Origin of the sequence: Staphylococcus sp. NWU MK-U1 (assembly GCF_033283505.1) — a bacterium.
Lineage (GTDB): Bacteria > Bacillota > Bacilli > Staphylococcales > Staphylococcaceae > Staphylococcus > Staphylococcus haemolyticus.
The window spans coordinates 218,476-232,069 of record NZ_JAVSMG010000002.1; the positions used below are offsets into that span (position 1 = coordinate 218,476).

At 32.4% G+C, this 13,594-nt stretch carries 12 protein-coding genes; all 12 read left to right on the forward strand.

Annotation, left to right across the window (positions count from 1 at the left end):
* Positions 1-86 precede the first annotated feature (86 nt).
* The 12 genes from SBL16_RS04120 to udk all read left to right on the forward strand — a co-directional run bounded on the left by SBL16_RS04120 (position 87) and on the right by udk (position 13,523).
* Positions 87-1,226, forward strand: coding sequence for a cysteine desulfurase family protein (locus tag SBL16_RS04120; RefSeq protein ID WP_107614234.1), 1,140 nt, complete (start codon positions 87-89; stop codon positions 1,224-1,226).
* 2 nt (positions 1,227-1,228) lie between these two features.
* Entirely contained in the window at positions 1,229-2,341 is a 1,113-nt protein-coding gene (mnmA, locus tag SBL16_RS04125; protein ID WP_107612313.1) for a tRNA 2-thiouridine(34) synthase MnmA, read from the forward strand.
* A 200-nt stretch (positions 2,342-2,541) separates the two neighbouring features.
* Positions 2,542-3,213: a tetratricopeptide repeat protein gene (locus tag SBL16_RS04130; RefSeq protein ID WP_182477426.1), complete on the forward strand. Its 672-nt coding sequence runs from the start codon at positions 2,542-2,544 to the stop codon at positions 3,211-3,213.
* Position 3,214: 1 nt separating this feature from the next.
* Positions 3,215-5,656 (forward strand): ATP-dependent RecD-like DNA helicase, encoded by a 2,442-nt coding sequence (locus SBL16_RS04135; RefSeq protein ID WP_107614236.1) that lies wholly within the window; start codon positions 3,215-3,217, stop codon positions 5,654-5,656.
* 298 nt (positions 5,657-5,954) lie between these two features.
* Positions 5,955-8,585, forward strand: a complete 2,631-nt coding sequence (gene alaS / locus SBL16_RS04140) for an alanine--tRNA ligase (RefSeq protein WP_317952860.1) — start codon at positions 5,955-5,957, stop codon at positions 8,583-8,585.
* A 66-nt stretch (positions 8,586-8,651) separates the two neighbouring features.
* Entirely contained in the window at positions 8,652-8,912 is a 261-nt protein-coding gene (locus SBL16_RS04145; RefSeq protein WP_011275600.1) for an IreB family regulatory phosphoprotein, read from the forward strand.
* Between the two features lie 3 nt (positions 8,913-8,915).
* Complete coding sequence (gene ruvX / locus SBL16_RS04150) at positions 8,916-9,344, forward strand: Holliday junction resolvase RuvX (RefSeq protein WP_107612316.1); 429 nt, start codon at positions 8,916-8,918, stop codon at positions 9,342-9,344.
* A 14-nt stretch (positions 9,345-9,358) separates the two neighbouring features.
* Positions 9,359-9,673, forward strand: a complete 315-nt coding sequence (locus SBL16_RS04155; protein ID WP_011275602.1) for a DUF1292 domain-containing protein — start codon at positions 9,359-9,361, stop codon at positions 9,671-9,673.
* Positions 9,674-10,052: 379 nt separating this feature from the next.
* Entirely contained in the window at positions 10,053-10,688 is a 636-nt protein-coding gene (locus SBL16_RS04160; protein WP_107612317.1) for an O-methyltransferase, read from the forward strand.
* 2 nt (positions 10,689-10,690) lie between these two features.
* Positions 10,691-11,614 carry a peptidase U32 family protein gene (locus SBL16_RS04165; RefSeq protein ID WP_053016692.1) on the forward strand — a complete coding sequence of 308 codons (924 nt, stop codon included), beginning with the start codon at positions 10,691-10,693 and terminating at the stop codon, positions 11,612-11,614.
* A 17-nt stretch (positions 11,615-11,631) separates the two neighbouring features.
* On the forward strand, positions 11,632-12,900 hold the full coding sequence (locus tag SBL16_RS04170; protein ID WP_317952863.1) for a U32 family peptidase: 1,269 nt from the start codon (positions 11,632-11,634) through the stop codon (positions 12,898-12,900).
* Positions 12,900-13,523, forward strand: coding sequence for a uridine kinase (gene udk, locus SBL16_RS04175; protein ID WP_107613863.1), 624 nt, complete (start codon positions 12,900-12,902; stop codon positions 13,521-13,523). The genes SBL16_RS04170 and udk overlap by 1 nt, the downstream gene beginning before the upstream one ends.
* Positions 13,524-13,594 lie beyond the last annotated feature (71 nt).

Here is a 13,594-nt window from a genome sequence, read left to right on the forward strand (position 1 = left end):
TATGTTTATAAACAACTATATAGAAAAAATTCTATTCAGGTGCTATTATAGGAACATTGATAATATTGTGAGGAGTGTACTTAAAAATGGAAGTATATGCAGATTATGCTGCAACTACACCTGTCAAGCCAGAAGTAATTGAAGAGATGATGACAATTTATAAATCACATTTTGGTAATCCATCGTCTATTCATTCTATAGGAAGAGATGCACGTCGTTATCTAGATGAATCAAGAAGAACAGTTGCTAAATTATTGAATGCTAAGCCTAGCGAAGTCATTTTTACAAGTGGCGCAACTGAATCAAATAATACAGCTATTAAAGGATTAGTTTACGCAAATGAACATCTTGGAAATCACATTATTACAACTAAAATTGAGCATCATTCTGTCTTACACGTGTTTGAACAATTGGAAAAAGAAGGCTATGATGTCACTTATTTAGATGTAGATGATACAGGTGCAATAGATTTAGATCAACTTAAAGAAGCATTAACAAATGACACTATTTTAGTTTCAATAATGTTTGTTAATAATGAAGTTGGAACTGTTGAACCTATGTATGATATAGAAGATATTGTTAGCGAGTCAAACGCATTATTGCATGTAGATGCAGTTCAAGCAATCGGACACTTAGATGTTAATTTTGAAGATTTTAAAATGGATACTTTAAGTTTGACAGCACATAAATTCGGCGGTCCAAAAGGTGTAGGTGTCTTATTAGTTAGAGATAAAACCCCAATTGAGTACTCTCAACTAGGAGGAGAACAAGAAACTAAACGACGTGCAGGAACAGAAAATTTAGCACAAATTGTTGGTTTGACAAAAGCACTAGAATTAGCACATAAGAATAGGGACAATAATAATTTACATTTAATGCAATTAAAAGAATTATTCTTAGTTAGCCTACAAGAACGTGCGATTCCTTTTGAGGTAAATGGTTCTATAGTTGATACAACAGGACATATTCTAAATTTATATTTCCCATTCATAGACGTGGAAACCTTGCTAACACTTTTAGATCTAGCTAACATTTATGTATCTTCAGGTTCTGCATGTACAGCTGGTTCAACAACACCTTCTCATGTTTTAGCAGCAATGTATGAAGATGAAGAACGTGCTAAACACTCAGTAAGATTTAGCTTTAATGAATTAACAACTGATCAAGAAATAAAATATATCGTAGCTGAAATTCACAAAATATATCATAAATTTAAGGAGGAATAAATGTGTCTAATAAAGATATACGTGTAGTTGTAGGTATGTCTGGCGGTGTTGACAGTTCAGTCACAGCTCATGTGCTAAAAGAGCAAGGGTATGATGTTATTGGAATATTCATGAAAAACTGGGATGACACTGATGAGAATGGTGTTTGTACTGCAACAGAAGACTATAATGACGTTATCGCAGTATGTAATCAAATTGGTATTCCATATTATGCCGTTAATTTCGAACAAGAATATTGGGATAAAGTCTTTACTTATTTCTTAGATGAATATAAAAAAGGTCGTACACCTAATCCAGATGTAATGTGTAACAAAGAAATTAAGTTTAAAGCTTTTCTAGAGCATGCACTTAAATTGGGCGCAGATTACGTAGCAACAGGACATTACGCAAGAATACGTCGTCATGATGATGGCCATGTAGAAATGTTACGAGGTGTAGATAATAATAAAGATCAAACTTATTTCTTAAATCAACTATCTCAACAACAATTGTCTAAAGTTATGTTTCCAATTGGAGATATTGATAAAAAAGAAGTTCGTAAAATAGCAGAAGAGCAAGATTTAGCAACAGCTAAAAAGAAAGACTCTACAGGCATCTGTTTTATTGGAGAGCGTAATTTCAAAACATTCTTATCACAATATTTACCAGCTCAAGCTGGAGAAATGCGTACGTTGAATGGCGAAAAAATGGGAATGCATAGTGGATTAATGTATTACACTATTGGTCAAAGACATGGACTTGGTATCGGTGGAGATGGTGATCCATGGTTCGTTGTAGGTAAAAATTTAGAAGACAATATTTTATACGTTGAACAGGGTTTCCATCATGATGCACTCTATAGTGATTATTTAATAGCTTCCGATTTTTCTTTTGTAAATCCAGTTGATTTAGACAACAGATTTGAATGTACTGCTAAATTTAGATATCGTCAAAAAGATACTAAGGTGTTTGTTCAACGTGAAAGTCAAAATGCTTTACGCGTTACATTTGATGAACCAGTACGTGCTATCACACCGGGACAAGCCGTTGTATTTTATGATGAGGAAGTTTGTCTAGGTGGAGCAACTATCGATGATGTATTTAAAACAACAGGTCAGTTAAGTTATGTTGTTTAATTAAACAAACAAAAGATGGAGTTGTTAAGAGCCTGGGACATAATTCAATGCCTCAGGCTACAAATATATATTGGCAGTAATTGACTGGAAATATATTTTCGAAAATATTGTTTATGTCTTGCTCCCAAATACTACTACATCTTTATTTTATAAAATACTGCGTTTCTCGTAAGTTAATTTTAGGATTGGGTGGAATCATGATAACGAAACAAGATACGATTTATGAGTGGATTCAAAAGGGTCAACTTGAAGATGCTTTAAAAGCTTTATTTCAAAACATAGAAGAAGAACCGAATACTATTGAAAATTATATCAATGCAGGAATAGTATTAGCTGATATTAATGAAATTGAAAAGGCTGAGCGTTTCTTTCAACGAGCAATTACGATAGATGATAAAAATGGTGCAGTGTATTACAATTTAGCCAATCTGTATTACGATCAAGGTAAATACCGTGATGCTATTAAACTATATCAATTGGCATCTAAATACAATATGGATAAAATAGATACTAATTATATGATTGGTATGTCATTTAACCAATTAGATGCTCCAAAAGAATCTTTACCTTACTTTATGACTGCAGCAGAATTAGATAATAATCAAGATGCGGAAGTTCAATTTCAATATGGTCTGGCACTATGTCATCTAGAAATGTTTAACCAGGCTATAAATCAATTAAAAATTGTTTTAGCTATAGATTCAAAGCATGTCGATGCTTTATATAATCTTGGTTTAGCCACTTACATGGATACTGAAGATCTTGATTTAGCTATGTCTTATTTTGACAAAGCTATATCTATAGATCCAAATCACTTATTAAGTCAACATGCTAAGAAAACGTTTGAAGCTATAAAGAACGAGGAGGAGTAATATGTCTGACCCTACACTATTTGATTATTCAATGATTAAAGGTACTGTAGATGCTATTTTATTTCAAAATACTGATAATTTCTATACAGTCATTAAAGTGGATACAATTGAAACTAATGAATCATTTGGTAATTTACCAACAGTTGTAGGGTTCTTTCCAAATATTATGGAAGGAGATGTATACACTTTTAAAGGACAAGTGGTAGAGCACCCACGTTATGGCAAGCAATTGAAAGCTGACACTTTTGAAAAAGAGGTCCCTCAAACTAAGGATGCTATAATTACATATTTATTAAGTGACTTATTCAAAGGTATAGGTAAAAAAACTGCTCAAAATATTGTAAATACACTTGGTGAAAATGCGATAAATGATATTATGGCAGACGCATCAGTTTTAGAGAAGGTTTCAAATTTACCGAAAAAGAAACAAAAGCAGATTGCTGATCAAATTAACGCCAATCAAGAGTCCGAAAAAATTATGATTCGATTACATGATTTAGGCTTCGGACCTAAATTATCAATGGCGATTTATCAATTTTACCAATCCGAGACTTTAAACGTGCTCGAAAATAACCCTTATCAACTTGTTTATGATATTAAAGGAATTGGTTTTAATAAAGCTGATACATTAGCTAGAAATAATGGCATTAGTTTTAATGATCCAGAACGATTGAAAGCAGGATTATTATATACGTTAGAAGAAGAATGTATAAAACAAGGTCACACCTATTTATCACTAGATTATGCCATTGAAGTGACATTAGACATGCTAATGGATGCTCATTCCAGTGATAGCATCGATTCAAAACAGCTTGAAAATACTCTCGAATTATTAAATGAGGAACAAAAAATTATTGTAAATAATGAGCGAGTCGCCATCCCTAGTCTCTATTATTCCGAACTCAAAAGTGTTCAAAATTTATATCGAATTAAAACATACAAACATAAGCTAAAAGAAATAGAACAATCTGATTTGCAGATACATATAGGGGATATAGAGACTAGTAATAATGTGCATTATGCACCATCTCAAAAAGAGGCCTTACAAACTGCAATTAATTCTAAAATTATGCTTTTAACCGGTGGCCCTGGTACAGGTAAAACAACAGTAATCAAAGGAATCGTTGAACTTTATGCAGAGGTACATGGTCTTTCTCTTAATTACTCAGACTATCAAGAAGATGACTATCCTATTGTCCTGGCAGCACCGACAGGTAGAGCATCTAAAAGATTGCAAGAATCTACAGGGTTAGAAGCAATGACAATTCATCGTCTAATTGGATGGAATCAAGAAACACAACCAGAAGACATTCTAGATAATGAAATTAAAGCAAAGCTCATAATTATTGACGAAATGTCTATGGTAGATACATGGTTGTTTCACCAATTTTTAAGTGCAGTTCCCCTTGATGCACAAATTATTTTAGTCGGAGATGAAGATCAATTACCTTCAGTTGGACCAGGTCAAATCTTTAAAGATCTTATTGATTCGAAGGCAATACCACGAGTTAATCTAACTGAAGTTTATCGTCAACAAGATGGTTCAAGTATCATCGATTTAGCGCATCGTATGAAACACGGTGAGCCAATAGATATTACAAAGCGTTATCATGATAGGAGTTTTATAAGTTGTAATGTCGATCAAATTCCTACAGTAGTTGAAAAAGTAGTTTCAAGTGCAGTTAATAAGGGTTATGATATGAGTGATATTCAAGTCTTGGCGCCTATGTATAAAGGTAACGCAGGTATTAAAAGATTAAATCAAGTATTACAAGATATTTTAAACCCCAAGGCACAAGATACACGAGAAATTGAATTTGGTGATATAAAGTTTCGTAAAGGTGACAAGGTTCTTCAGTTAGTTAATCGTCCTAATGATAATATCTTCAATGGTGACATAGGAATAATCGTTGGTATATTTTGGGCTAAAGAAAATGCTTTAAATAAAGATGTTATGGTTGTTGATTTCGAAGGTAACGAGATTACTTTCACTCGTCAAGATTTATTAGAATTAACGCATGCTTATTGTACATCTATTCATAAATCACAAGGGTCTGAATTTCCAATTGTACTTATGCCTATCGTTAAGCAGTATTTTAGAATGTTACAGCGACCAATACTTTATACAGGACTTACACGTGCTAAACAATCATTAGTATTACTTGGAGATTCAACCGCATTTGAGATTGGATTAAATACGCAAGGACAATTACGACATACACAATTGCAAGAGCTAATCTTGTCATATTTTGATATAGATCATAAAGAAAGTGATGTAACAATTTCAAATACTTCTGTGAATAAAGATGAAGAATCGATGGATACAATTTACGACGTTGATACTAAAGATGATCAAATCATTTTAAGTGAATCTACGATATATCAAATCAATCCAATGATTAATATGGGTGATGTTTCTCCTTATGATTTTGCTGAGCGTTGACATTTAGTTTGAAAATACTTAAAATAAGCTTAAGTTCGCGTGAAGATGAGTAGGCAATTATAACTTATATAGAGATGTACTGGTTGGTGAAAAGTGCAATGTATATTGTTGAACGCTACTTCATGTCATTTTTATATTTTAATTGAGTGATAAATGTTTTCTATCAAGCGATAATTTTTGCAGCTTAAAGATAGATTGTTTATAACTAGGGTGGTACCGCGAAAACGTTCGTCCCTTTTTTAAGGATGAACGTTTTTTGTGTTTTTAGATAAAATATGTTGATATAGGAGTGTCGGAAATGAAAAATTTAAAGGCTAGTGAAATTCGTCAAAAATATATTGATTTCTTCGTCGAAAAAGGTCATATGGTTGAACCTTCAGCCCCTTTAGTGCCAATTGATGACGATTCATTATTATGGATAAATTCAGGTGTAGCAACTTTAAAGAAATATTTCGATGGTAGAGAAACACCAAGAAAGCCTAGAATAGTCAATTCTCAAAAAGCAATTAGAACAAATGATATTGAAAATGTCGGATTTACTGCACGACATCATACATTTTTCGAAATGCTTGGTAACTTTTCAATTGGTGATTATTTCAAAAAAGAAGCAATCCACTTTGCGTGGGAATTTTTAACTAGTGAAAAATGGATGGGCATGGAACCTGAAAAATTATATGTAACTATTCATCCTGAAGATATTGAAGCTTATTGTATTTGGAATGATGAAATTGGATTAGAAGAAAGTCGAATTATTAGAATAGAAGGTAATTTCTGGGATATCGGTGAGGGTCCATCTGGTCCTAACACTGAAATTTTCTATGATCGTGGTGATGAATATGGCCATGATGATCCATCAGAAGAAATGTATCCAGGTGGGGAAAATGAAAGATATTTAGAAGTTTGGAACTTAGTATTTAGTGAATTTAACCATAATAAAGACAACACTTATACACCATTACCAAATAAAAATATTGATACAGGTATGGGGCTTGAACGAATGGCCTCTGTTTCTCAAAACGTAAGAACAAATTATGAAACAGACTTATTTATGCCAATCATTAATGAAGTAGAAAATGTAGCTGACAAAAAATATTTAGTAAACAACGAACATGATATTGCCTTTAAAGTAATAGCAGACCATATTCGTACAATTGCATTTGCAATTGCTGATGGCGCTTTACCTGCGAATGAGGGAAGAGGTTACGTTTTACGTCGACTTCTACGTAGAGCAGTCAGATTTAGTCAAACTCTCGACATTAATGAACCATTTATGTATAAGTTAGTTGACATCGTTGCTGAGATAATGGAGCCATATTATCCAAACGTTAAAGAGAAAGCTGATTTTATTAAGCGTGTTATTAAATCAGAAGAAGAACGTTTCCATGAGACACTTCAAGAAGGTTTAGCAATTTTGAATAATTTATTAGCTAAAGCTAAATCATCTAATAATGAAATTAACGGTTCAGATGCGTTCAAATTATACGACACTTATGGATTCCCAATTGAATTGACAGAAGAATTAGCTAGTCAAGAAAACATCTCTGTGGATATGGCAACGTTTGAAAAAGAAATGGATCAACAACGTACTCGAGCTAGAGAAGCTCGACAAAGTTCACAATCAATGCAAATCCAGAGTGAAGTTCTTAAAAATATTACCACTGAAAGCAAATTTGTCGGATATGAAACTACAGATTATCAGACTACGTTAACTGATTTAATTTATAACGGAGAGAAAGTTGAATCTGCTGAACCAGGAGAAACTGTATATTTCATTTTAAAAGAAACTCCATTTTATGCAGTTAGTGGTGGGCAAGTAGCTGATAAAGGAACAATAGGTAATGAGAACTTTGAGATTGAAGTAACTGAAGTAACTAAAGCACCTAATGGTCAAAACTTACATCAAGGCGTCATCCAATTTGGTCAAGTTACAGTTAATAGTGATGTAGATGCAAGTGTTAATAGGGATGAAAGAAAAGACATCCAAAAAAATCATAGTGCCACTCATTTACTTCACGCTGCATTAAAAGAAGTATTAGGTGAACATGTAAATCAAGCAGGTTCGTTAGTTGAAAGTGAGCGTTTGCGTTTCGACTTCTCACATTTCGGTCCGATGACTCAAGACGAAATTGATCAAGTTGAAAGACGTGTAAATGAGGAAATTTGGAGAGGTATTTCAGTTAATATACAAGAGATGCCTATTAATGAAGCAAAACAAATGGGTGCTATGGCGTTATTTGGAGAAAAATACGGAGATATTGTGCGCGTTGTTAATATGGCACCGTTCTCTATTGAGCTATGTGGTGGTATACATGTTGATAATACTGCAGAGATTGGGCTTTTTAAGATTATAAGTGAATCAGGTACAGGTGCAGGCGTTAGACGTATTGAAGCATTTACTGGTAAGTCAGCATTCTTACATCTAGAAGATATTCAAAATAAATTTAATTCTATTAAAGATCAAGTTAAAGTTAAATCTGATAATCAAGTATTTGATAAAATTGTCCAGCTACAAGAAGAAGAAAAGAACCTTCATAAACAATTAGAACAACGAAATAAGGAAATCACTTCACTTAAAATGGGCAATATTGAGGATCAAATAGAAGAAATTAATGGCTTTAAAGTACTAGCTACAGAAGTTGAAGTTTCTAATGCTAAAGAAATAAGACAAACTATGGATGATTTCAAATCTAAACAACAAGATGCTATTATAATCTTAGCAAGTGATTTAGGTGAAAAGGTATCACTAATAGCAACTGTACCAAAAGAACAAACAGATAAAATTAAAGCTGGAGATATCATTAAGAATATGGCGCCATTAGTTGGTGGTAAAGGTGGCGGTCGTCCAGATATGGCTCAAGGTGGCGGTACGCAACCAGAGAATATCTCAGAAGCATTACGCTTTATTAAAGATTACATTAAAAAACTATAACTTTGTAATCAACTAGTGTAAAATTGGTGTATGTAAGATAATTCGTTTTAGAGGAGTGTCGCATCTATGGATAATATTGATAAAACAATGAAGTTTGACTATGAAGAAATTCCGAAAGATAATGTTGAAACAGTGTTAAACAACGTACACCGAACTTTAGAAGAGCGTGGTTACAATGCTGTAAATCAAATTGTAGGATATTTACTCTCAGGTGATCCTGCATATATACCTCGTCAAAATGATGCTCGAAATCAAATTCGCCACATTGATCGTGACGTTATCATGGAAGAACTCGTTTCAAATTATTTAAAAGAGAACAAGAAATAGTATATGTTAACGCACAAAATTTTGGGTTTGGATGTAGGTAGTAAAACAGTTGGCGTAGCTATAAGCGATTTAATGGGTTGGACTGCCCAAGGATTGGACACTCTAAGAATTAACGAGGAACTAGAAGATTTTGGTATAGATCAATTAGTGGCCATTATTAAAGAACATAACGTTGGTTCTGTAGTAATTGGTTTACCTAAGAATATGAATAATTCTATTGGCTTTCGTGGAGAAGCTTCGTTAAGATACAAGGAGTTACTCATAGAAAGCTTACCTGATATAGAGATAATTATGTGGGATGAACGATTAAGTACTATGGCAGCAGAGCGTTCATTACTTGAAGCAGATGTATCTAGACAAAAAAGAAAAAAAGTAATTGATAAAATGGCAGCAGTATTTATATTACAAGGCTATTTAGATTCAATCCAATAAAGGAGTAATAAACAATGACTGAACATAATCATAACCACGATGTAGAATTAGATATTAGTAATGAAGAAGAGTTATTAACTTTATTCGATGAAAATGGTAATGAAGTATTATATCGTAAAATGTTGGAATTTTACCATCCAGAATTTAAAAAAGAATATGTTATTTTAGCTGAGGAAGGTGCTCAATCTGACGATGATGACATGATTGAATTGATTCCAATGATTAATGAACCTGATGAATCAGGCGATGGTGGTAAATTAGTACCTATCGAAACTGATGAAGAATGGGACATGATTGAAGAAGTAGTTAACACAAACATGGAAGAATAGTTTTCTAGATATAATTCTTAATACTAAAACAAACTTAAATTAGCTGACTGAACTGTCAATATGTGATTTAATTTATAATTCAGAACAGTAATTTTATATAAGGAGTGGGATAATGAATTCAATTCGAGTTCTATTCTGCTCCTTTTTTGATTGATCAAATCATGTTTTTTTACATATTACATCTTAAATTACAATCAAATATATGATAAAATATTTAAAGTTAAATTCTTATAGGTAGACAATGAGTTTTAATAAATATTTAAATCAGTCATACATTTATAAGTATAAGTTATCCTAGCACGGTTAAGTTTAGCGGATAACTCCATATCGACTGGTTTATTTTTTAATGTCATTTTGTCTTTAAAAAGGAAGTAAATAAATGGAAGCTAACCAGCAGTATTTATTGGATATACATCGTAAAACAGATAATAAAATTGAAACGTTAAGAGAATATGCGGAGCAAAATTCTGTACCAATTGTCGATAGATTATCCCTAGAGATGATTAAACAATTAATTCGGATACATCGTGCGAAAAACATTCTAGAAATTGGCACTGCAATAGGATATAGTTCAATGCAATTTGCATCCGTATCAAATGATATACATATTACGACTATAGAGCGTGATGAGAAAATGATTACACAAGCTAAATCAAATTTTGAAACTTATGGCTACTCATCACAAATAAGACTTATAGAGGGAAATGCTTTAGAGCAATATAATGAAGTCAGTGATAAACAGTATGATATTATTTTTATTGATGCAGCAAAAGCTCAATCAAAGAAATTCTTTGAATATTACACACCACTATTAAGAAATGGTGGACTAGTCATTACAGATAATGTTCTATATCACGGCTTTGTGTCGAATATAGATATCGTACGTTCAAGAAATGTTAAGCAAATGGTTAAAAAAGTTCAAAAATTTAATGATTGGCTAATTAGTCTAGAAAATTACAGTACTAACTTTATAAATATGGATGATGGGTTAGCTATATCAATTAAAGGAGAATAATTATGACGGAATTACTCGTTACTCCTAAATCATTAAGTCATTTAGAAACACTAATAGATATTGGTGCAGATGCATTTGTCATTGGTGAACAAAAATTTGGGTTAAGATTACCAGGAGAGTTTAATCGTGAGGATATTAAACAAGCAGTCAAATTAGCGCATGAGCATGATAGAAAAGTATATGTTGCTGTAAATGGGATTTTCCACAATTATCATTTAAATGCATTGGAAGACTATATTAATTTCTTACATGAAGTTAGAGTAGACCGAATTATATTTGGTGACCCTGCTGTCGTCATGTATGTCAAAAACCAACATAATCCGATACCACTAAATTGGGATGCTGAAACTATAGTAACTAACTATTTCCAATGTAACTATTGGGGAAAAAGAGGTGCCAAACGAGCACTTCTAGCGCGAGAATTAAACTTAGATGAAATAATAAATATAAAAGAGAATGCAAATGTTGAAATTGAAGTTCAAGTACATGGGATGACTTGTATGTTCCAATCTAAACGCATGTTGCTTGGGAACTATTATACTTTCCAAGATAGACAAATGAAGATTAAACGTGAAAATGATGATAAAGAATTGCTCTTATATGACGAAGAACGTGATAATAAATATCCTGTATTTGAAGATTTTAATGGTACACATATAATGTCTCCAAATGATATCTGCTTAATTGAAGAACTCGAGCCACTATTTGAAGCTGGAATTGATTCATTTAAAATAGATGGAATTCTGCAAAGTGAAGAATATATAAACACTGTTACAGCTCAATACAGAGAAGCTATAGATTTATATAATGAAGATCCTGAAGCATATGAAGATGAAAAATTCATGTTAGTAGATCCAATTGAAGCAATTCAACCAGAACATCGTCCATTTGATGAAGGATTTTTATATAAACAAACAGTATATTAAAAAGGAGGCGCTAAAAAATGAAAACATTGACTGAAATTCAAACACAAGAGAAAAGTAAAATTAAAAAGCCCGAATTATTAGCGCCTGCTGGTAATTTAGAAAAATTAAAGATTGCAGTACATTATGGTGCAGATGCAGTATTTTTAGGTGGTCAAGAATATGGTTTGCGTTCTAATGCTGATAATTTTACTATGGCTGAAATTAAAGAAGGCGTTGAATTCGCAAATCAATATAATGCAAAAATTTACGTAACTACTAATATTATCGCTCATGATGAGAATATTAAAGGTCTGGAAAACTATTTAATTGAATTAGAAAAAACGGGTGCTACCGGAATCATTGTTGCAGATCCTTTAATTATTGAAACTTGTAAGCAAGTTGCTCCTAAATTAGAAATACACTTATCGACACAACAGTCATTGTCTAATACTAAAGCGGTTCAATACTGGAAAGAAGAAGGTTTAGATCGAGTGGTATTAGCACGTGAAACTGGTGCGATGGAAATGAAAGAAATGAAAGAAAATGTAGACATTGAAATTGAAGCATTTATACATGGTGCCATGTGTATTGCATATTCAGGTCGCTGTACACTTAGTAATCATATGACAGCTAGAGATTCTAACAGAGGTGGTTGTTGTCAAAGTTGTCGTTGGGATTACGATTTATTAGAAGTAGATAATGATGGTGAACTTGATCTTTATTATCAAGATGGAGACGTCGTACCATTTGCTATGAGTCCTAAGGATTTAAAATTAATTGAATCAATACCTCAAATGATGGAAATCGGTATCGACTCTTTAAAAATAGAAGGGCGCATCAAATCTATTCATTATATTGCTACAGTTGTATCAGTTTATAGAAAAGTTATTGATGCTTATGCTGAAGATCCTGAGAATTTTAAAATTAATCCTGAATGGTTAATAGAATTAGATAAATGTGCTAATAGAGATACTGCACCAGCATTTTTTGAAGGTACACCAGGATATGAAGAGCAAATGTTTGGTGTTCAACAAAATAAAAAATCACCTTACGATTTTTGTGGATTAGTAATAGATTATGATGAAACTACTCAAATTGCTACAATACAACAAAGAAATCACTTTAAACCAGGTCAAGAAATTGAATTCTTTGGACCTGAAATACAAAGTTTTAGACAAGTTATTGATGCCATATATGATGAGGAGGGCAATAGTCTAGATGCTGCTCGTCACCCACTTCAAATTGTACAAATCAAAGTAGATCATCCAATTTATCCTAAGAACATGATGAGAAAGGAAATTAGATAATGGCAAACACAACAATTATTGGTATTGCCGGTGGTTCAGGATCTGGTAAAACAACAGTTACAAACGAAATCATGAAGAATTTAGAAGGCCATAGTGTCGCATTACTTGCTCAAGACTATTATTATAAAGATCAATCACATTTAACATTTGCAGAGCGATTAGAAACAAATTATGACCATCCCTTTGCATTTGACAATGATTTGCTAATAGAAAATTTAAAAGATTTACGAAATGGTCAAGCAGTCGAAGTTCCTACATATGATTATTCTAATCATACGCGTAGTGAAGAAACCATTGCATTTGAACCTAAAGATGTTATTATCGTAGAAGGTATATTTGCTTTAGAAAATAAAACACTACGTGATATGATGGATGTTAAAATATACGTTGATACTGATGCAGATTTAAGAATTCTTAGACGGCTAGTTCGTGATACTAAAGAACGTGGTCGATCAATGGAATCAGTAATTAACCAATATTTAAATGTTGTCAAACCAATGCATAATCAATTTATTGAGCCTACTAAGAAATATGCAGATATTATCATTCCAGAAGGTGGAAGTAACAAGGTTGCAATTGATATAATGACTACTAAAATTCAAACATTGGTTAGTAAACAATAAGTAAGTTACAATATGTATCAAAAAACTATATATTTAATAACTAAACCATATTAATTGAAAAAGGAAGATGA